Annotated in this window: 17 protein-coding genes; 6 read left to right on the forward strand and 11 right to left on the reverse strand. The window is 34.9% G+C overall.

Translation table 11 applies throughout. The annotated features are described in order from the left end of the window. Positions 1-26 precede the first annotated feature (26 nt). The 4 genes from ACTXGU_RS01515 to ACTXGU_RS01530 form a co-directional block, all read right to left on the reverse strand. Positions 27-674, reverse strand: coding sequence for a peptidylprolyl isomerase (locus ACTXGU_RS01515; protein ID WP_443479712.1), 648 nt, complete (start codon positions 672-674; stop codon positions 27-29). A gap of 365 nt (positions 675-1,039) precedes the next feature. Further along, a complete protein-coding gene (locus ACTXGU_RS01520; protein ID WP_443479713.1) occupies positions 1,040-1,246 on the reverse strand; it encodes a hypothetical protein in 207 nt (68 codons plus the stop codon). A gap of 77 nt (positions 1,247-1,323) precedes the next feature. Beyond that, on the reverse strand, positions 1,324-3,564 hold the full coding sequence (locus ACTXGU_RS01525) for an AAA domain-containing protein (protein ID WP_443479714.1): 2,241 nt from the start codon (positions 3,562-3,564) through the stop codon (positions 1,324-1,326). A 139-nt stretch (positions 3,565-3,703) separates the two neighbouring features. After that, positions 3,704-4,231, reverse strand: a complete 528-nt coding sequence (locus ACTXGU_RS01530; protein WP_443479715.1) for an HD domain-containing protein — start codon at positions 4,229-4,231, stop codon at positions 3,704-3,706. An 846-nt stretch (positions 4,232-5,077) separates the two neighbouring features. On the opposite strand from ACTXGU_RS01530, the gene ACTXGU_RS01535 reads away from it, so the two are divergent. Together ACTXGU_RS01535 and ACTXGU_RS01540 are read left to right on the forward strand one after the other, a co-directional pair. Then, on the forward strand, positions 5,078-5,581 hold the full coding sequence (locus ACTXGU_RS01535) for a GNAT family N-acetyltransferase (RefSeq protein WP_443479716.1): 504 nt from the start codon (positions 5,078-5,080) through the stop codon (positions 5,579-5,581). Between the two features lie 487 nt (positions 5,582-6,068). Further along, a complete protein-coding gene (locus ACTXGU_RS01540) occupies positions 6,069-7,454 on the forward strand; it encodes an amino acid permease (RefSeq protein WP_443479717.1) in 1,386 nt (461 codons plus the stop codon). Between the two features lie 50 nt (positions 7,455-7,504). Here ACTXGU_RS01540 and gltD read toward each other — a convergent pair whose 3' ends face one another. Together gltD and gltB are read right to left on the reverse strand one after the other, a co-directional pair. Beyond that, positions 7,505-8,998 (reverse strand): glutamate synthase small subunit, encoded by a 1,494-nt coding sequence (gene gltD / locus ACTXGU_RS01545; RefSeq protein WP_443479718.1) that lies wholly within the window; start codon positions 8,996-8,998, stop codon positions 7,505-7,507. A 16-nt stretch (positions 8,999-9,014) separates the two neighbouring features. After that, complete coding sequence (gltB, locus tag ACTXGU_RS01550) at positions 9,015-13,574, reverse strand: glutamate synthase large subunit (protein WP_443479719.1); 4,560 nt, start codon at positions 13,572-13,574, stop codon at positions 9,015-9,017. Positions 13,575-13,712: 138 nt separating this feature from the next. Between gltB and ACTXGU_RS01555 the strand changes: the two genes are divergently transcribed. Then, on the forward strand, positions 13,713-14,615 hold the full coding sequence (locus ACTXGU_RS01555; RefSeq protein WP_443479720.1) for a LysR family transcriptional regulator: 903 nt from the start codon (positions 13,713-13,715) through the stop codon (positions 14,613-14,615). Positions 14,616-14,738: 123 nt separating this feature from the next. Here ACTXGU_RS01555 and pepF read toward each other — a convergent pair whose 3' ends face one another. Beyond that, a complete protein-coding gene (pepF, locus tag ACTXGU_RS01560) occupies positions 14,739-16,550 on the reverse strand; it encodes an oligoendopeptidase F (protein WP_443479721.1) in 1,812 nt (603 codons plus the stop codon). A 53-nt stretch (positions 16,551-16,603) separates the two neighbouring features. Then, positions 16,604-17,218 (reverse strand): protein kinase family protein, encoded by a 615-nt coding sequence (locus ACTXGU_RS01565; protein ID WP_443479722.1) that lies wholly within the window; start codon positions 17,216-17,218, stop codon positions 16,604-16,606. A 296-nt stretch (positions 17,219-17,514) separates the two neighbouring features. Between ACTXGU_RS01565 and ACTXGU_RS01570 the strand changes: the two genes are divergently transcribed. Beyond that, on the forward strand, positions 17,515-17,703 hold the full coding sequence (locus ACTXGU_RS01570) for a hypothetical protein (RefSeq protein WP_443479723.1): 189 nt from the start codon (positions 17,515-17,517) through the stop codon (positions 17,701-17,703). 3 nt (positions 17,704-17,706) lie between these two features. Here ACTXGU_RS01570 and ACTXGU_RS01575 read toward each other — a convergent pair whose 3' ends face one another. Next, positions 17,707-17,910 (reverse strand): IDEAL domain-containing protein, encoded by a 204-nt coding sequence (locus ACTXGU_RS01575; protein WP_443479724.1) that lies wholly within the window; start codon positions 17,908-17,910, stop codon positions 17,707-17,709. A 191-nt stretch (positions 17,911-18,101) separates the two neighbouring features. Here ACTXGU_RS01575 and ACTXGU_RS01580 point away from each other — a divergent pair, with 191 nt between their 5' ends. After that, positions 18,102-18,923 carry a Cof-type HAD-IIB family hydrolase gene (locus ACTXGU_RS01580; protein WP_443479725.1) on the forward strand — a complete coding sequence of 274 codons (822 nt, stop codon included), beginning with the start codon at positions 18,102-18,104 and terminating at the stop codon, positions 18,921-18,923. 226 nt (positions 18,924-19,149) lie between these two features. Here ACTXGU_RS01580 and ACTXGU_RS01585 read toward each other — a convergent pair whose 3' ends face one another. Both ACTXGU_RS01585 and ACTXGU_RS01590 read right to left on the reverse strand, forming a co-directional pair. After that, the gene (locus ACTXGU_RS01585) at positions 19,150-20,220 is read right to left on the reverse strand and encodes a branched-chain amino acid aminotransferase (protein WP_443479726.1); all 1,071 of its coding nucleotides are present in this window, start codon (positions 20,218-20,220) and stop codon (positions 19,150-19,152) included. A 587-nt stretch (positions 20,221-20,807) separates the two neighbouring features. After that, positions 20,808-20,939 (reverse strand): hypothetical protein, encoded by a 132-nt coding sequence (locus tag ACTXGU_RS01590; RefSeq protein WP_443479727.1) that lies wholly within the window; start codon positions 20,937-20,939, stop codon positions 20,808-20,810. Between the two features lie 291 nt (positions 20,940-21,230). Between ACTXGU_RS01590 and ACTXGU_RS01595 the strand changes: the two genes are divergently transcribed. Next, the gene (locus tag ACTXGU_RS01595) at positions 21,231-22,361 is read left to right on the forward strand and encodes a CAP-associated domain-containing protein (RefSeq protein WP_443479728.1); all 1,131 of its coding nucleotides are present in this window, start codon (positions 21,231-21,233) and stop codon (positions 22,359-22,361) included. Positions 22,362-22,401 lie beyond the last annotated feature (40 nt).

Below are 22,401 nucleotides of genomic sequence, written 5' to 3' on the forward strand. Positions count from 1 at the left end.
AAAATGTTTCATTCTTGTTTTTTTCGTTATTCGATCGTCTCTGGTGCTGGATATTTTACCCCTTTTGTATCAACAGTTACTTTTTTTATAACCACATCAACTTTGGGTTTATCGCTTGCATCACGATCCACTTGAACTATTTTATCGACAACATCCATTCCTTTTATTACTTTGCCAAAGGCTGCATATTTTCCATCTAAATGCTGTGCATTTTCGACCATAATAAAAAATTGCGAACCTGCAGAATCAGGATCATTAGATCTTGCCATACTAATGACTCCTCTTTCATGCTTTAAATTATTTTCCACTCCATTTGAGCTGAATTCCCCTTTAATGGAATACCCTGGATCCCCAGTTCCATCCCCATTTGGGTCGCCACCTTGAATCATAAAATCAGGAATGACACGATGAAAAGTTAAACCATTGTAAAATCCTTTATTTACAAGAGAGATAAAGTTATTTACTGTGTTTGGAGCCATTTCAGGATTAAGCTCTACATCAATTGTTGCTCCATCGTCCATTGTAATCGTTGCAACGGGGTAATCATCTCCCTTTTTAAACCCTGTGTTTGACTCTTTTCCTTTGTCTTTGTCTGTTCCACACGCTGTTAAGACAAGCATGAGCAGGAAAAGACTTATATAGGAAATAATGCTGCTTTTCTTTTTTTTATTCATTGAATGTTAACGCTCCTATCTATTATGATGTAACCGAATTTAATTGTATTAAAAAAGCATAGAATAAACAAATAATAGATACAATGGAAGAAAATAAAAGAAAGGCTGTTTTCGTATAGAATGTTGCTTTTAAATGCGCAGCCTTCATACACTTCGTCCGTTTAGCGAGCGACGAGCCTCCTCGTCGCATACGCTCCTGTGGGGTCTCGTCTTTCTCGCATTCCCACAGGAGTCTACGTGTATGCAGGCTGCTAAGAAACACTTTCTAAATGTTTATGTAAAAAAACAACGAACTTTGAGAAAACAGCCAAAAGAAAAGAGCCGTGCAATAAGTCAGCAATCAAACTTATCGCACAGCCCGAATATTACAATTCAATATATAAACGATGTACTCCATCAATAAACTGTGTATCATACACGTAAAAATCATTTCCTTCTAATAGATCTAGTAATTTTTGCTGCATTTCTTCTGAAGTAGTTGGTATATACCCTTCTTGCTCATAGACATTTAGCATCTCTTGTAATTCTGCTTCATTTGTTATTACTTCTGTTAATGTATCTTTTAGATTCATGTTGTTTCCTCCTATGATTAACTATGTACCATCATAGCATGAATTCTTATTTTTTTTCACTTCTTTTATAAAAATTTTTATTGAACTAATTGTTTTAACATATATTGAGCTAAAAAAATAGAATGCATTCGTACAGCAATAGACGGTGGCAAGCTCCCTATCACACTCTCCAAAGGATGTCCTAACCATATAATTTGTTCATCAATAATAATTATCGGAAAAGGGATGTCATTCCATTGCTTTCGGTCATAAGGGCGTTCCAATTGCAGAGATGGTCCAAAATACGTCACTACAACCGTCTTTTTTGTTTTTTCTAATTGCTCGATCCACTCAAACGGCAAAGACGTATTTTGCGGTAATGCAATGGTGATGGAATGTTTAGCTGATTTAATATCAGCAAAAACCTTGTCTAATTGTTTTGCATGCATCCATAACAAGGAAGGTGATTGTTTGTTAACCCATGTTCCTATTTGTTTTGGTGTTACTTTCGTGTAATGTTTTTCTTGGTGTTCGATTAGCTGTCTAATCGTTTTTCGGTATCCTACTTTTCTTTTTAAAAAATTGCAATGACTTATATGAATAAACTTTCCTTTTGTCCGGGTGATGGCTACATTAATTAATCGTTCGCTATCTTTTCCGACTAACAGCATTCCCGGTCTTTCATGTGAAGTGCTATCGACCGTATCGAAGACTATGATATCTTTTTCACTGCCTTGAAAACGGTGGACTGTTGCTGCTGCTACGATTCCTGCCGCAAGCTCCTTTGGAAAAAACTCTTCTATTAACCCGCTCATCAGTTCTGCCTGTGCCCGGTAAGGTGTTACATAACCAATGCTTGCTGCTCCATCCATTAATCCCTCATAGATGACTTGCAGCGACAATACTAAATGCATTACATTCCACCTGGAATTAGATCCCTTTTCAATCGTTCCATATGCACCATAATGACTTGTGTCTAAGAGAATATTCGCTATATTTTTAAACGGTTGTTTATCCGCAATTTGTTCTCTTTTCTGTAAAACCGTTCGATGGTCGCCAACAAGCGAATGGTAAATATATTGATTCGTAAAGGAAGAAATATGAGGATGCATTCTTCTTTGTTCATTTAATAGTAGTAAGTGTGCGTGTAATTGATTGGAGGACACACTTTCTGCAACATTTGCTGCAGAAAAAATATCTTCTTTTAACCATTTATCCACTAACTCATTTCTTCCAGCTGCAATTGGTGGCAGCTGCTTAAAGTCTCCACAAATAATGATCCTCTTTCCAAGCGTCGCTGCAAACGCAGCCTGCGGTACATATGCCATACTTGCTTCATCCACTAATACTAAATCAAATTCTTCTTCATAAATGGTTGGATCCGTTGCTGCTTTCGCTAATGTCGTTCCAATAATCATCGCTTTTTTAACAAACTGTACTTCTCTTTTTCTTATTTTTTCTAAAACCAAAGCGAGTTTTTCCTCTAATTTCAATAAACTTGACGAATCGCGGTTGCTGAAAGAGTTTGCAAGAACCATTTTCAGCTGTTTTTTTTCTTCAGTTAACTGGTTTTTCTCTACAGATAAATGACGTTCTTTTTCTACAAGCAACGTACTTGTTGTCACTTGTTCGTCTCCTAATAATCCATCTGATGTATTGGAGCCATATCGTAGAATGTCACCTAATTTAAAACGACCTTTATTCTTTGAAGTAGACGTTATTTCTTTTATAAGCACGTCTACTGCTTGATTGCTATGGGACAAAATCAAGATGCGTTTACCTTTCCAATATCGCTGTAAAGCTACTCTCGCTAATGTATACGTTTTCCCTGTTCCTGGTGGTCCCCAAACAAACGTAACAGGATTATACTTGCATCTTAATGCTAATTCATGTACATGGTTTTTGATTCCTTCGACAGGATGTTTTGGATCCATTGTTGGATTCATTAAACAATAGATTCTTCTTCTTTTCCGCTTATTTTCTTTAATAGAATCGAAACGGATCATTAGTTGTTCTAACAACTCCCATGGATCATGAAATAAATAGGCTTCTGATACACTATCCCCTATTGATTTTTCTAAGACTACAAGGAGACTCTTTCCATCAGACGATAAAATGCGCCCATTTATTTTAACTGTTCCCCATTCTAATACGATAGTAGAGCCAATTGGAATTTTCGTATACGAACTTGTTTCAAAATAATACGTATACTCTTCTTCTGTATTTAAAAATTTCCCATTATAAAGTGCTATTTTCGTTTGAGAGAATTTTTTCAAGTAATTTATTTCAGATTGCAGCGCTTGCTGCCACTCTTTAATATAAGTTGATGTTTTGATCATGTTATAACCTTCTACTCGCTTATTTTCTATCTAATATTATAACATGAGATCATTACTTGTTGTGAGGAGGGATGGAATGAATTGTTTCTGTCCCATTTTGGCTGTTGGTATTCTGAATCTTTATTCAATTTTCATTTCCCTATCTTCTTTCCATTAACTCCAACACTTCCTCAATTCTTTTATCTAAATGCTCGAGGCTTTTTAAAGCTCTTTCTTTTGTAATACTTCGATAATGGTGGTGGCCGCCTGGCTCCTCATCTTTTTCATCAGCAATCTTTACAATTTGTTGAAGCGGTGTAAGTATCACACTACCACCAGGAATAAAGCTGTCTGTATGAAATAATACAGCAAGTGCAATTTCCTTTGCTTTAATTGGATTCTCTCCAAGACGGATTAACAGCTTATGCGCCCTTTCCGCACCTTTAATCGGATGAATATCATTTTGTTTATATAGTTGATAATCCCATTTTCCGTCTTTGTACCAAGTATAATGACCCATATCATGAAGAAATCCGGCCTTTGCTGCAATATCCACATCAAGATCATTTTCTTTTGCTAATTCAAATGCATGATAGGCAACTGCCAGAGCATGAGCCAATCCTGATCTCGTAATGTATTTTTGTGCAATATGATGGTTAAAAATATCAGTTAGTTTTACATCTCTCATCTCCGACACTCCCTTGTTGTTTATATGAAAAGCACAAGCGCCTTGATCAGCCCCGAAGAAAAATGTTCTCTTGGCTCAAAAAGTGCTCTTTACTTTTAGAGACAAGAGGTTATCTTTCACAGGGGCTGGCTGCTTGCGCTAGACACCCGTCAAACTTTAGAAAACTTATACATCTTGTTTATAAAAAAACACCCTCAACAGGTGTCTCCTTTATATCGCTTATAGGTTTAATCAATTTGTAAAAAATAATGTTTTAGAACACAAACGTAACTGTTATAAAACATCATTCACTAACAAAACCATTAGCATAATATAATTATTTATTGACATTTTATACACTTATATCGGTCCGATTAAAGTATTTTTACTATTATACAATAAAAAGGAAAAAATGATAATGAAAATGTCCTACTATTGCGAAAATAATTTTCACTATTAATAAATTGCATTTTATTCCAACAATTATAAAAAATAGGCGGAAACTTTTGCCGATTTTTTTATCTAGGCTGTTTTCGTATAGATTGTTGCTTTTAAACGCGCAGCCTGCATACACTTCGCTTTCCGTGGACGAGCGTCGAGCCTCCTCGTCGCATACGCTCCTGCGGGGTCTCGTCTTTCTCGCATTCCCACAGGAGTCTACGTGTATGCAGGCTGCTAAGAAACGCTTTTTAAAATGTATTATGTAAAAAACAACAAACTTTGAGAAAACAGCCTTTATCTAATAAGTGCTTCCATTCAATTATAATTAGCGAAATATGGTATCTAATAAAAGGCCGGAAACTATTCTGGAACGATCAGCATAATAAGACTATGATATAATGTAATGATAGTGAAAGGTGGTCAACAATGCTATTACGAAAAATTCAACCTGATGAATATCATACTGTTTTTCAAATGGGCTACAAAGAATGGCCAAAAGGAAGAACGTATGAACAATATGTAAATGACAATAAAAAAGAAGATGCGTATGGTACTCGTTATGTCTATGTAGACGAAACTAATTACATAATTGGTTCCATGATCGTATTATCAAAAACCATACAATTTTCCGATCAAACAGCACCGATCTATGGTCTTGGATCCATTGTCATTGACGAGAAATATCAAGGCAATGGATACGGAACAATGATGCTGAATGAATTTTTTTCTTTGTATACAAAGGAAAATAAAGATGCTATTTTTCTTTTATACAGTGAAATAAATCCACAATATTACTACCGATTCCAATTTAGAGAACTTCTTCGCAAACAGCAGCACGAGACAAAATCAATCTGTATGGTCCGCTGCAATCATGAAATGTATGAAAAATTATCACAATTGCCAAAATCACAAATTCCTGCTTATTTTTAACATTTCGAAATAATAATCATTTACTGTTGAGATATTATTCAACAGTTTTTTTCATTTCATTATCTTTCATTAATTTTTCACCATGCTTCTGTTTTTTAGCCAAACTGTTTTCCTTTCTCTACTAAAATTAATATGAATTTATTGACATTGACTTTTTTGTTAACAAACACATAATTTGGTAATACTAATTATATGACAAGCAATTTCATAAGAATTTTTGGTATATTTTCTAAAGGATCTTTTCGTATAGATTGTTGTTATTTCCCCCGCAGTCTGAATACACTTCGCTTTCCGCGGACGAGTGCCGAGCCTCCTCGTCGCTATGCTCCTGTGGGGTCTCGTCTTTCTCGCTTTTCCCGCAGGAGTCTACGTGTATTCAGACTGCTCAGTGCTTCAACCATGTTTATTGTTTTATTCAAAAACAACATACTTTTAGAAAACAGCCTTTCTAAAAAATATGTCATGAAAACATCTAGGAGGTAACAGCATGAATCAGCTTTTTCGGAAAAAATCAATGAGTTTAATGATCGCTCAAACAAAAAGTAAATCATTAGCTCGTTCTATTAATGTAATGGATCTTATTTTTTTAGGGGTGGGATGTGTAATAGGCACAGGCATTTTTGTAGTAACAGGTGTTGTAGCTGCTAATAATGCAGGACCGGCCATTATGATTTCATTCGTAATTGCAGGAATTGCTTGTGCTCTAGCGGCTTTTTGTTACGCAGAATTTTCTTCATCTGTCCCCTTATCTGGAAGTGTTTACACTTATACCTATGCTACTTTAGGTGAATTATTGGCATTCTTAATCGGCTGGGATCTTATGTTAGAATATGTTCTCGCAGTATCAGCCGTTGCAACAGGATGGTCTGCCTATTTTCAATCATTGCTAGCGGGATTTAATATCCACATCCCTTCTATTATTGGCTCTGCACCTGGAATGGGAAAAGGGGGAGTAATTGATTTACCGGCAATATTAATCATTCTTTTCATTGCTGGTCTAGTAAGCAAAGGAATTAAAGAAAGTATAAAGTTTAATAATATTATGGTATTTGTAAAATTAGCTGTTATTTTATTATTTATTATTGTTGGTGTATGGTATGTAGAGCCTGATAATTGGTCGCCGTTTATGCCATTTGGATTTGAAGGGATTATTACAGGGGCTGCTACTGTTTTCTTTGCCTATATCGGTTTTGATGTAATCGCAACAGCCTCTGAAGAAGTGAAAAATCCGTCGAAAACAATGCCGATTGGAATTATTGGATCATTAGCAATCTGTACATTGTTATATATTGCAGTATCAGCCGTAATAACAGGAATGATTCCATTTACTAAGTTAAATGTAGGAGCCCCAGTTGCTTTAGCATTAGAATCAGTGGGGCAAGATAGTGTTGCAGGCATTATTTCTGTTGGAGCAGTAATGGGAATTACAACCGTTATTTTAGCTTTAATTTACGCACAAGTTCGATTAAGTTTTGCAATGAGCCGTGATGGTTTATTGCCAAAAGTCCTGGCAAATGTTAACCAAAAAACAAAAACACCATTTGCCAATACTTGGTTAACAGGAATAGTTGCTGCATGTATCGCAGGGTTTATTGATTTAACTACTTTAGCTCATTTAGTTAATATGGGCACCCTTGCTGCATTTACCCTTATTTCCATTGCCGTTATTATTTTGCGCAGGAACTTTCCTGAATTAAAAGGCTCTTTTCGTGTACCATTTGTACCTGTACTGCCAATAATCAGTGCGTTGCTATGCATATGTTTAGCTATAAGCTTGCCTAGCATTACATGGTTTTCATTTGTTATATGGATTATTATTGGTTTATTTATTTACTTTTTTTATTCTAAAAAACATAGTAATCTAAACAATTAATTTATAAGCATAGAAAAAACCAAGGAAAAGACATTTCCTTGGTTTTTAATTTAAGCATTAACAGTTGGTAAATGAGAGACTCCCATTAAATATTCATCTACTTTACGGGCCGCTTCACGACCTTCATTAATGGCCCAAACAATTAAGCTTTGTCCTCTTCTTGCATCTCCTGCAGCGAAAACACCTTCTACATTTGTTTGGAATTCTCCATATTTCGCTTCAATTTTACGAGATTTTGTATCTACGCCAAAATGGTTTAGAACTGGCTGTTCTGGTCCTTCAAAACCGATTGCGATAAATACAAGTTGAGCTGGCCATACTTTTTCTGTTCCAGGAAGTTCATTGAAAACAAAAGTACCATCTGCTTGTTTTACTTTTTCCATAGCAATAGTATGAAGCTCTTTTAAATTTCCATTTTCATCTTTTACAATTTTTTTCGTTTGAATGCTGTACTGTCTTGGATCGCTTCCAAATTTTTGCTCAGCTTCTTCATAAGCATATTCCAATGTAAATACTTGTGGGAAAGCTGGCCACATATTGTCATCCGAACGAGATGTTCCTAATTTAGGATGTTTACCAAATTGAACAACGCTTTTACATTTTTGACGAAGAGCTGTTGCGACACAGTCTGCTCCAGTATCTCCACCACCGATAACGATAACGTCTTTTCCTTCTGCATTAATAAACTTGCCGTCTTTTAAATCAGAATCTAATAAACTTTTTGTATTTAAAGTTAAATAATCCATGGCAAAATGTACGCCATTTGCATCTCTGCCTTCAATAGCTAGATCACGTTGTTTTTGAGCACCTGTACAAAGGATAACAGCATCAAATTGTTTTTTTAATTCCTCTGCTGTAATATCTTTGCCTACTTCTGTGTTTGTCACAAAATCAATGCCTTCTTGTGTTAATAAATTGATGCGGCGCTCAACATCTTTTTTCTCTAATTTCATATTAGGAATACCGTACATCAATAATCCGCCGGCACGATCAGAGCGTTCAAAAACGGTAACAGAATGACCTGCTTGATTTAATTGATCAGCACTTGCCAATCCAGCTGGACCAGATCCGATAATCGCTACTTTTTTCCCTGTTCTTTTTTCCGGAATTCTTGGTGTTATCCAACCATTTTCAAACCCTTTATCAATAATGGTGCGTTCGATATTTTTAATCGCAACAGCAGGATCAGAAATGGCAACCGTACAAGAGCCTTCACATGGAGCAGGACATGCACTTCCAGTGAATTCTGGGAAGTTATTTGTTTTTAATAATCTGTCCAATGCTTCTTTCCATCTACCGCGGTAAACAAGATCATTCCATTCTGGAATTAAGTTATGGATTGGACAACCTGATGTTGAACCACCGATATCCATTCCAATATGGCAAAACGGTGTTGCACAATCCATACAGCGTGCTCCTTGTCTACTTAGTACCTCATCAGAGAAAGGAGCAGAATATTTTTTATAATCGTCTAAGCGGGAAAGCGGAGATCTTTCTTCCGCTTCCTCCCGTTTAAATTCCATAAAACCAGTTGCTTTTCCCATATTATTCTCTCCTTTCTTACTGAACAGCTACTGTTAACTTAGTAGGTTGATGTTTTTTTTTGTCTTGATTTGAATTGTTTTCAAATGCATTCATAACCGCTTCTTCTTCGGATAAACCGTTGTTTAAGCCCTCTTGAATATGAGAAATCATTCGTTTGTAGTCTTTTGGAATTACTTTTACAAATTGACTTACTGATTTTTCCCAATTCTCTAATACTTGTTTTGCTGCAATACTATTTGTTTGATCTGCATGTTTTGCAATTAACTCTTTTACAGATTCTACTTCATTTGCATCCTCTAATGATTCAAATAAAATCATTTCTTGGTTGCAATGATGTTTAAAGTCTTCTTTGTCATTTGCTAGAACATAAGCTACTCCGCCTGACATACCTGCTGCGAAGTTCTTTCCTACTTCGCCAAGGACAACTACTTGACCACCAGTCATGTATTCCAGTCCATGGTCACCAATTCCTTCTACGACAACGTTAGCACCGCTGTTTCGAACAGCAAAACGTTCTCCTGCTTTTCCATTTACAAACGCTTCGCCACTAGTTGCACCGTAAAAAGCAACATTTCCGATAATGACATTATCTTTTGCTACATAAGAATCTATTGCTGGAGCTGTAACAACGATTTTGCCTCCAGATAGACCTTTTCCTATATAGTCATTTGCATCTCCAGTTAAATAAAGACTCATGCCTTTAGGAATAAATGCACCGAAGCTTTGACCAGCAGATCCACTAAAATGAAGGTTAATCGTATTGTCCGCTAATCCCTCTTCTCCATATTGTTTGGAAATTTCACTTCCAACAATGGTTCCAATTACTCGGTTCGTATTGCGTACAGAATAATGCATATCTACTGTTTCACCTGTTTGAATCGCTTTTTCAACAGCTGGCAGTATTTTTTGCATATCTAAGCTTTCATCAATTTTATGGTTTTGTGGAGTTTGGAAAGTACGAGCTCCATCCACTTTGTATAATAATTTAGATAAATCAAGATCTTTCGCTTTCCAATGTGCTTTTGCACGGTCACTCACTTCCAGAACATCTGTTCTTCCGACCATTTCTTCTACTGTTCTAAATCCTAACTGAGCCATTAATTCACGAACTTCTTCTGCAACAAATTGCATAAAGTTCACAACATGGTCAGGATCCCCTGCAAATTTATATCGTAATTCTGGATTTTGTGTAGCAACGCCGACAGGACATGTATCCAAATGACATGCACGCATCATAACACAGCCTAAAACAATTAACGGTGCTGTTGCAAAACCGAATTCCTCTGCACCAAGTAATGCCGCTAATACAACGTCTTTACCTGTCATTAACTTACCATCTGTCTCAAGGACAACACGGTTGCGCAGCCCATTTAACATTAACGTCTGATGTGCTTCCGCTAGTCCTAGCTCCCATGGAAGTCCAGTATGTTTAATACTTGTTTTTGGTGATGCTCCTGTACCACCATCATAGCCACTTACAACAATTACATCAGCTGATCCTTTTGCAACACCTGCAGCAATCGTTCCAATTCCGCCTTTTGATACAAGCTTCACGCTAATGCGCGCTTCTTTGTTTGCATTTTTTAAATCATGAATAAGCTGAGCTAAATCTTCAATCGAATAAATATCATGATGCGGTGGTGGGGAAATTAACCCTACACCTGGAGTAGAACCACGAACTTCTGCTACCCATGGATACACTTTATTTCCAGGCAATTGACCACCTTCACCTGGTTTTGCTCCTTGCGCCATTTTAATCTGCAGCTCTTTTGCATTAATTAAATAATGACTTTTTACACCAAAACGGCCGGATGCTATTTGTTTAATGGCACTGCGACGATTATCGCCATTTTCATCCAACTCAAAGCGTGCTGGATCTTCTCCGCCTTCTCCACTGTTGCTGCTTCCGCCAATTCGGTTCATGGCAATTGCTAATGTTTCATGCGCTTCTTTACTTAATGAACCAAACGACATCGCACCTGTTTTGAAACGCTTCACAATACTTTCCACTGATTCTACTTCATTGATATCAATCGCCTGCTGATTAGACGAAAACGAGAATAAATTACGTAGGAAACTTAATCTTTCGTCATTTGCTGCGTGTGAATATTGTTTAAATAAGCTGTAGTCTCCTTTGCGACAAGCCCATTGTAAAGTATGAATTGTTTTTGGATTAAAGGCATGATGTTCTCCACCTTTTCTCCATTGGTATTCACTTCCTGAATCTAATGTGTCATCCAATACACTTGCAAATGCTTCTTCATGGCGTTTAGTTGTTTCCGCTGCAATTGTATCTAATCCAATACCACCTAATTGCGAAACGGTACCTTCAAAATATTTGTTGATAACCTCTTCACCGATTCCAACTGCTTCAAAAATTTGAGCCCCACGATAACTTTGAACAGTTGAAATACCCATTTTAGACATAACTTTTACTACGCCTTCTGTTACTACAGTATTAAATCGGGAAACAACTTCTTCATAAGGAAGCGCTAAAATCTCATCATCGATTGCTTTTTTATAGGTTGCATAGACAAGATAAGGATTAATAGCGTCTGCACCAAATCCGATTAAGCTTGCAAAATGATGAACTTCTCTTGTTTCTCCTGACTCCACGAGGATGCTTGCTTTTGAACGAATTCCTTGATTAATTAAATATTGATGCAATGCACTTACTGCTAATAATACAGGAATTGCTTTTTTCTCATTATTTAATCCTCTGTCAGATAAAATAATTAAACTAACACCTTGTTCAATTGCTGTTTTTGCTTCTTGCAAAACGGTTTGTAAACTTGCTTCTAAATCTTCTTCAAATAATGTATCAATTGTTTTCGTTACAAAGTCTGAAACGACATTTTTTCTTAACAACTCTAATTGTCCATTTGATAAAACTGGTGAATCTAGTTGGATTCGCTGACAATTTGTTTCATCTGGATGAAGCAGATTTCGTTCTGCACCTAACCATGAAAGTGTCGATGTTACCATCTGCTCACGAATAGCGTCGATCGGAGGATTCGTAACTTGGGCAAATAATTGTTTAAAATAATTAAACAACGATTGCGGCTTATCTGATAATACAGCAAGCGGTGTATCATTTCCCATCGACCCGATTGGATCTTTACCTTCCGTCACAACCGGCATAAGATTTTTTTGTACATCTTCATATGTGTATCCAAATGCCTTTTGGCGTGTTAATAAATCAGATAATGTTTCTTCTGTTTCTTCACTTGGCTGTTGTAAGCGAATAACGTTTTCATCCAGCCATTTTTGATACGGTTGTTCTGAAACAATTTGTCCTTTTAACTCTTCATCGGAAACAATGCGTCCTTCTTCTAAATCAATTAATAGCATCTTTCCTGGACTTAAACGATCTTTATATAAAACATTTTCTTCTTCTACTGGTATAACTCCTACTTCAGAAGAGAAAATAATATAGTCATCTTTTGTCACATAATAGCGAGCTGGTCTTAATCCGTTGCGGTCTAAAATAGCACCAATTTGTTTTCCATCTGTAAAGGAAATGGCCATTGGTCCATCCCACGGCTCCATTAAGCTGCTGTGATATTCATAAAACGCTTTTTTCTCTTTTGAGATATGCGGATTTTCTGTCCATGGTTCTGGAATTAACATCATTGCTGCATGTGCTGGCTTTCTACCAGATAGAATAAAAAATTCTAATGCATTATCAAAAACAGACGAGTCACTTCCATTCGCATCTAAGATAGGCAATACTTTTTGTAAATCATCACCAAATGCTTCGGATACAAATTGCTGCTCTCTTGCTTTCATCCAATTAAAATTGCCGCGAAGTGTGTTAATTTCTCCATTATGGATAATATAACGGTTTGGATGCGCTCTTTCCCAGCTTGGAAATGTATTTGTACTAAAACGGGAATGCACTAAAGCAAAAGCCGAAGTAAATTCTGGATCTTGAACATCTAAATAAAAGGTACCAACTTGTTCTGATGTTAATAGTCCTTTATATACAATCGTACTGCTTGAAAGACTGGCAAAGTAGAAATCTCTTCCTTCTATTTTACCCCAGTTTTCTGCTAATTTGCGGATAATATACAATTTGCGTTCAAATGCTAATGCATCTTTGCTGTCAACATTGGCTTTAATAAACACTTGGCGGACAACCGGACAGCTTTCCTGTGCGACTTTTCCGATTTTTCTGAAATCAGTAGGAACTGTTCTCCAGCCTAAAAGTTCTTGTCCTTCCGCTGCGATATACTCGTTAATCTTTTCTTCAATTTTTTCTCTATGTTGATCCTTTTGAGAGAAGAAGATCATTCCAACACCGTATTGTCCTTTTTCCGGCAATGAAAATTCTGAAATTTCTTTTCGAAAAAAACGATCTGGAATTTGAACCATTAAACCAGCTCCATCACCAGTTAATGGATCACTACCTTGCCCACCACGATGATCTAATTTACATAGCATGCTTAAACCTTTTGTCACAATGTCATGTGTTGCTGTTCCTTTAATATGAGCGTATAAACCGATACCACATGCATCATGTTCAAATTCAGGTCGATAAAGACCTTGTGCTTTTTCCATTTGGTTGTACGTCATTTCAACCACCCCTGTCAGATTTTCTAACAACTTTTTTAGTTCAGATAACCCAATTATACTATGCAAATTCATATATACAATATATTATTTGGATAGAAGTAATCTAATTTTGATATGAATGGAGAGGATTACAAAAAAATGGAACTTAGACAACTAAAATATTTTATCGAAGTTGCAGAAAGAGAACATGTTTCAGAAGCTGCTGAACATTTACATGTGGCCCAATCGGCAATAAGCAGACAAATTGCCAATTTAGAAGACGAACTAGGTGTTCAACTTTTTGAAAGAGAAGGCAGAAATGTTAAATTAACCTCAATTGGAAAAACCTTTTTAAACCATGCGTTAGCTATTATCAAGGCAGTTGATCTTGCAATCGAACAAGTAGACGCCTATTTAGATCCAGATAGAGGATCTATCAAAATTGGCTTTCCAACTAGTTTAGCAAGTCATTTGCTGCCAACTGTTCTATCTGCATTTAAAGAAAAACATCCTCATATTGCTTTTCAATTAAGACAAGGCTCTTACAGTTTTCTAATTGAAGCAGTCAAAAATCGGGAGATTGATCTTGCATTCTTAGGTCCAGTACCAACAGATGATTTCACAATTGAAGGAAATATCCTGTTTATCGAACGGATACTAGCATTAATACCTAGTAATCATATTTTATCAGAAAGACGAAGTTTACGCATACGTGATTTAAGAAATGATCCTTTTGTTCTGTTCCCGAAAGGCTATATTTTACAAAAAATTGCGATTGATGCATGTAAACAAGAGGGCTTTTTGCCTAATATAAGCTCAGAAGGAGAAGATTTAGATGCCATTAAAGGCTTAGTATCTGCGGGAATGGGCGTGACTCTGCTTCCAGAGAGTACATTCTATGATACTGTTCCTAAATTTACAGTGAAGATTCCAATAGAAGATCCTGTTATTAACCGAACAGTAGGTATTATTATTCCGAAAAATCGAGAACTGCCTCCTTCCGTGCAAACATTTTATAAATTTGTCATTGACTTCTTTTCTATATTAGAAAAGTATCAATAATACTAGAAAAGCGGAAGCGTCTTGGTCAGCCCCTAAGCTGAACACCTATCGGACTTCAGAAAATTTCAGCTTTCTTACCATATAAAAAGGATGTCTAGTTAATAGACATCCTCAAATTTCGTGTCATTTTAAAGATAGCATTTTGTCATCTGCAATCACTTCTTGCACGAGTGAATGAAAAATCGATAATGCGTGGTCAATTGGTTCTTGTGTTGTTAAATCCACACCTGTTCTTTTTAATAATTCTAAAGGGAACTCCGAACTTCCGCTTTTTAGAAATTGTAAATATTCCAGTCTATCTTTCTCGTTCCCCAACAGCAATTTATCCGCAATTGTAATCGCTGCTGCAAAACCGGTTGCGTATTTATAGACATAAAAAGGACGATAAAAATGAGGTATTCTTGACCAGCCATATTTCACTTCTTCTTCGACCACAAGGTCATCGCCATTATATGCTTTAAATAGCTCTTCATACGTTTTATTAAACAGATCAAGTGTTAATGCTTCCCCTGATTCTGCTTTTTCATGTACAGTTTTTTCAAATTCACTAAACATTACTTGAGTAAAAAAAGTGCCTTTAAAACTATCAATAAAATGGTTTAACAAATGCTCTCTTTTGTTAGCATCTGTTTCCACCTTTAATAAATAACGAATCAACAACACTTCATTTACCGTAGAGGCCACCTCTGCTACAAAGATACTATAGCCTGCTGTGATCTGCGGTTGATATTTACTGCTGTAATAAGAATGCATCGCATGGCCGCATTCATGTGCTAATGTAAATAAACTGTCTAAATCGTCACGATGGTTTAATAAAATAAATGGATGCACACCATATAAGCCTAAATTATACGCGCCAGACCGTTTCCCCGGTGTTTCCCGAACATCTAAATAGCGTTTCTCCTTAAATGATTTTAATATTTTTATATAATCTTCACCGAGCGGTTTTAACGCTTCCATCATCATATCGTAGGCTTTATCATAAGCTATCTTTTCCTTTGCAGCGTCTTTCACCAATGGTACACTTAAATCATATGGACGGAGCTCGTCTAACCCTAACTTATTTTTACGGTATTGCATATATTCATTCATATACGGTAAATTTTTTCTTGTTGCGGCAATAAGATTTTCATACACTTCTTTTGGAATTCTGTCAGAAAACAAGCTTTTTTCTAAAGCAGACGGATAATTTCTTATTTTTGACGTTTTCACATTATTTTTTACTGCCGAAGCAAATGTAGTAGCAATTGTATTTTTTAGCGTAATATACGGTTGATAGTAGGCTTTATATGCCTCTTTCCTTTTTTCTCTATCATCATTTTCCATCAGTTTTGCATACATTCCTCTTGTAAGCTCCACCATTTGTCCTTCTTCATTCGTAACAGTACCAAATTTTATATCAGCATTATTGATCATGCCAAATATTTGGCTTGGAACGGATAATGATTCTCCAAGCGCAGCAAGTATTTCTTCTTTTTCTTTGCTTAACACATGTTTTTTATAAGAGAATGACTCCAACAAGTTTTTTTCAAAATATTGTAATTCTTTCACTTCTTTTATGTATTGTTTTAATACTTCTTCTTCCATACTTAATAAAAAAGGCATAAAAAATGATGTAGCACTACTCCATTTTTGTCCAAGCTGTCTCGCTTTATCCAACAGCTTTTGCGCATGAGTATTTCTTGTATCTTGATCTAACAATAGCATACTATAACAATATAATTTTTTGTAAATAGCTCCAATTTCTTCTGCAAGTTTTAAATAGGAAAACAGTTTAGCTGCATCTGTTATTTGATCATTATATTGGCCAATTTCGATAATTTTTTCTTCTACTAGCTTATAATCTCCTTCCCACAATGTTTCATTTTCATATATATCCTGCAAATTCCATTTTTCCTGTTCCAATACCTCTTGTCGATTTTTATAACTTACCATTACTACTCCTCCTTTAATAGAACCATCATTTCCTTTAAAAAAATGATCATCCATTAAACAAATACTTTTAATAATTGCTTTTTATATAATATTCGAATAATGTGCAAAATATATTTGCTAACTTTTTTCGGAAAAAAGCGTTTTTGATATAATTTATAATAAGCTTTTTTTAAATCACTCCATTGGGTACATTTTTTCACTTGTCTAAAACGAGCTAAATCAATGATTTTAATCTCATTTCTTTTTGTTAAAATAATATTTTTTAAATGAATATCCGAAGGGTTCAACCCTTTTTGCTTCGATAATAAAATAGCTTTATCAGCCTCTTTTATATGCGGTTCTGTAATAATAATGCCTTCTATTAAACAATCAAATAATGTTTTCCCTTTTATATAATCAATTACGATATAATTTTCACCGATCTCGTGAATTTGAGGAAAAAAAGGGATGCCTTTGACTGTTTCATATATCTCTCCCTCTGTTTTAGCTAAGTGTTTATATTTATTAAAAAACACTTTGATTACCAAATCAGTATGTTTGATTTTAAATACGAAGGCACTTCTCCCTTTGCCGATTAGTTCTAAGTCTTTATGTTTTTTTGCCTCTGCATACTTTTTATTAAAAAAATGGTAGTAAATTGTTTGTGCAAGAACATCATATTTTTTCAAAGGACCTGTCTCCCTTATAGATTTTTATTACTAACTGATAAGGATAAACTATATTATTCTAAGATCTAAACAATTTTACAGATTCCCCACCGCAAGAATTCGATTAGTTTTTGTCTCAATAATGTTATATTATGCTGTTTCTACCTTTACGGTGAAATGCGAGTTAATGTTAGATAAAATGAAAGTACTGTCATCTTAGTCGAATGATCAAAGTTAGTCAATTAATTTAATTTTTTTATAACATTTGTTGTGTTCTATCTAAGAATATGCTATATTTATTTTTGCGATGAGCTCTATTGAATAAGTCAATAAACATGAAAGTGCAATGTGGAGCACTGTTTATTGCCTCAATACGTAAAAAGACACCAATTAAATTGGTGTCTTTTTTATTGTTTTTTACGATAGAAGGCTGGCAACCTATTCTGATTATGAATATTATACGAATACTATTAATTTTAGTAGTTATTATTAAATGGTTTGAATAAGATTTATGATGCCAATAACTCATTTAATTCATTGGAAAGGCGCATAAATTCTTTTTTGTCACCTTTAATGAGTGTAGCATCAATTTGTTTCTCAATAGTTGTTTTACGGAACTCATAAAGGGCTTTTTCTAATACCATTTCAGCAAATAAAGAATCCATTACATTTCCTACAGACTGTTGTGGAGCATTTAATAAATACTTTTCCATTTGAATCAACCCCTTTTCTTTTTTATAGTATAACAATAATTTTCTGATAATTCAAATACTTTTTCACAGAAATTATTCCCTTTATTGATTTTTTCTGTTTTTTATTTTCATACTAATATTTACGGATAGTGATATATTCATTTATAATGAGGGTGATTTCGAATAGAACGTAGATTGCGAGGAGATACTAAATGGCTTATAAAATGATTGTTTTAGATATGGACGATACGTTATTACAAGATGATCACACTATATCAGAAGTAACCAAAAAAGCGTTGATGGATGCACAGGAATTAGGTGTAAAAGTAGTGCTTGCTTCCGGCAGACCTACTTTTGCAATCGTACAAAGTGCAATAGATTTAGATTTAGCTAAATATGGAAGTTTTATCTTATCGTTTAATGGTGCAAAAATAACCAATTGTCATACAAATGAAGAGATGTTTAGCAGCACTCTTCCCCCCGAAACAGTTCATAACCTTTTTGAAATAAGTAAAAGGGAAAATGTGTGGATCCATACGTATGTAGGCGACAGCATTGTAACAGAAGAAAATAATCCTTTTACAGAAATTGAGTCTCAATTAACTGGACTTCCTATTACGCAAGTATCAAACTTTGTAGAAAGTATTCAAGAACCAGTAGTAAAAGTATTAATGGTAAAAGAAGAAGAACATTTAAAAAAGGTGGAAAGTTTACTACAAGACGAATTACAACATAAACTAAGTGTTATGCGCTCAAAGCCGTATTTTCTGGAATTCACCGAAAAGGGAGTTACGAAAGGAACAAGTCTTGAGTTATTAATTAATAAATTAGGGATTACTCGCGACGAAGTAATCGCTATTGGAGACAGCTATAATGACTTAGCCATGATTGAATTTGCTGGACTTGGTGTTGCAATGGGCAATGCTCCAGAAGATATAAAAAAAATCGCTGACTATACAACAGATACTAACAATAATGACGGTGTAGCAAAAGTAGTCGAAAAATTTATTTTAACTCAAAATGCATCAAAATAAAAAAGAAAAGCGGAAGCGCCTTGTTCAGCTCTGAAGAAAAATGTTCATTTGACTCAGAAAGTGCTTTTTACTTTCAGAGGCAAAGGGTTATTTTTCACAAGAGCTAGGAGCTGGAGCTAGACACTCGTCTAAGTTGAAAATTTTATACTTTCTTATCTATTAAAAAAGAGGCAATCTGCAGATTGCCTCTTTCATACTATTATTGTTTCCTGTTAAACGAAGTGTTTTAAACTTCTACAGTCCAGCTAAATGGATCTTCTTCTTTCCCATTTTGGATATTTGTAATAGTATCATATAATTTCTTAGCAAGTTCTCCAGTTTCTCCATTATTTACAACAATCACGTTTTCATTCCAGAAGAATTCACCAATAGGAGATATAACAGCAGCAGTACCTGTTCCAAATGCTTCTTCTAATTCTCCGTTTTTATGTGCTTCGAAAATTTCTTCCACTGTAATTTTTCTTTCTGCAACAGGAATATTCCAATGTTTTAATAATTCGATAATACTTCTTCTTGTTACACCCTCTAAAATACTGCCATTTAAAATAGGTGTAACAATTTCTCCGTTGATTTTAAAGAAAACATTCATTGCCCCTACTTCTTCAATGTATTTTTTCTCTACACCGTCTAGCCATAAAACTTGGGAATATCCTTTTTCTGAAGCAATTTGTTGAGCTTTTAAACTCGCTGCATAGTTTCCAGCTGTTTTGGCAGAACCAGTTCCCCCAGAAACTGCACGAACATATTCATTTTCAACAAATATTTTAACTGGTTTAACTCCTTCTTTATAATAAGAACCTACTGGAGATAGAATAATCATAAATTTATAACTTGTAGAGGCTGCAACCCCTAAGTATGGCTGAGTAGAAATGATAAATGGTCTTATGTAAAGTGAAGTTCCTTCTCCTGTTGGAATCCAGTCTTTATCCACATTAATTAATTGTTTAAGTGCTGTTAATGCAAACTCTTCATCAATTTCCGGAATACATAAACGATCATTTGATTTGTTCAAACGCTCCATATTTTTGTCCGGTCTAAATAATAATACTTTTCCTTCTTTTGTTAAATAAGCTTTTAATCCTTCAAAAACTGTTTGACCATAGTGGAAAATAACAGAAGCAGGATCTAAAGAAATTGGCTGATATGGAAGAATTTGTGCATTATGCCATCCTTGATCTACTGAATAATCCATCATAAACATATGATCGGTAAAATTTTTACCAAATTCCAAATTAGCAGGATCTGGTTTTGTTTTTTTTTCTGAAGCTAATGTTACGGTAATAGTTTGTTCACTCACGTTGATTTCTCCTTATATTCATATTATTTTTCTATTTATTATAACGCAACTTTGAAAAAGATGAAGGAAAATTTCATGATCTTTTGAAAAAGATGATCGAAGTGCCAATATTTATTTTATCCTAATTTTTTTATGAAATAAAATATATCCATAATCCTTCATACACTAGATCATTCCATTTTATATTTCGCTATTCGAAGCAAAAATCCTTTTTTAAACAAAGCTACCCTGAAAAGAAGTTCCGCAGCGTGAATACACTACGCTTTCCGCGGGCGAGCGCAGGAGTCTTCGTGTATTCACGCTGCTCTGCGCTATAAATGTGGAGACTGCTTCTTTCCATGTGCCATGGTGCAAATTTTGTTGCATAGGTGTCTACCCTGTAAATAAGCACTGTTAAAAGGGCTTTTCTGAAACTTATCGCTCGCTGAGTGAGCGAGGAGGCTTATAAGTTAATTCACGGAAAGCGAGTGGATTCCCTGACCATTTATAAATCAACAATGAAATATAACAGAGCGTTAAACAAAAAAAAGACTTACAATACGTAAAAAATTGATTACGAATGCAGTCTTTTTTTACAATACAATTTTCTAGTTCCAGCTTTTCGTGTTTTCCAACAATTCATCTATTTCTATTATGATAAAATCCCAATTAATACGGCTGTTTCCTATCTCAACTGTCGCTTGTAATATTTCATCAATATCGGCTGTTACTAAATGCATATGAAGCCTCCTTTAGTGCTTTGTCATGCATAGCAAAACCATTTAAAGCGCTTTTCTCTTTCATTAATGTCAGTATAACAGTTAAATGAAGGGGATTACAATAATAACGAGATTACATATTCGTAACATTATGATTGCATTTATAGATCAAAATGGAAACCATATTACTCTACATAGTCTAAAATTCCCTAAGCATGATTTACAGTTTTTCTTTTGTTATACTAAAAAAAAGGAAACACTTATGCCTACATTAAAATATGGTTATCCTTTTAAAAAGGAGGAGTTAAAAAAGTGAAAACATGGATAAAGCTTTTCTTTTTTGTTTTTATCGTGTATGCATGTTATCAATATATACAAGGGAAAAATGGTTCAGTTTCCTTTTCAAATACAATAGATCGTCTAAAAACGGAAGTGAATCAAGATTCTATTACTTCTTTTTATCATGATGTACAAGAGGAATGGAGTAAGGCAAAAACACTTTTTCAAGAAGCACAGAATACATTGCCAGATTGGAATGTTGAAAAAGAACAAAAAAAACTGGAACAGCCAAATTTAACAGCACCAACCAAACATACTTTTTCCATCTATAATATTCAAATTGGGGATAAAAAAGCATCTGTAGAAAATCAATTAGGCGAAGCGAAACGTCATAGTAGAAATGAATACGGAATTGATTGGTATGTATATCACCAAAACTATCAACATTATGTAATGGTTGCATATGATGAACAGCAATCTGTAACAGCGTTATATACGAATCAGGATCTAATCGCTTCGAAAATAGGAATTCAAAAAGGTACGAGTAAAAGTTCCGTATTAAAAACGTTAGGAAAGCCCTTAACCGAATTACAAAAGGGATTTGTTTATTATAAGCTTCCTGCTGATCGAGATTATGAAATGTTTTTATTAGATAAGGAATATGTTACCGTGTTTTTTGATAAAGAAGAAGCTAACACTGTTACGGCTATGCAAATAATTGCTGAAGGACTGGAAGAAAAACGAAATGATTTTTATACAAAAAGCTCGTCTGATTTACAAGTCGGTTTTGAGTACCAATTGTTTGATTTAACCAATGCCAGCAGAGTAAATAATGGATTATCACCATTAAAATGGGATGACCATGTGAAAGAAACAGCCCGTAAGCATAGTAAAGATATGGCCGTAAACAACTATTTTGATCATACTAATTTAGAAGAAGAATCTCCATTTGACCGCATGCTTGAAGATGGCATCCGATACCATACAGCTGGTGAAAACCTTGCTTACGGACAATACAGCAGTATATTTGCTCATGAAGGCTTAATGAATTCACCTGGCCATCGGAAAAATATTTTACAAAAAAGTTTTAACTATTTAGGAATTGGTGTCGCATTTAACGCTAATTCTCAACCATACTACACAGAGAATTTTTATTCACCTTAATAAGAAATGCGGAAGCGCCTTGCTCAGCCCCGAAGAAAAA

The sequence above is a fragment of the Niallia sp. 01092 genome, assembly GCF_052318935.1.
Classification (GTDB): Bacteria; Bacillota; Bacilli; order Bacillales; family Cytobacillaceae; genus Niallia.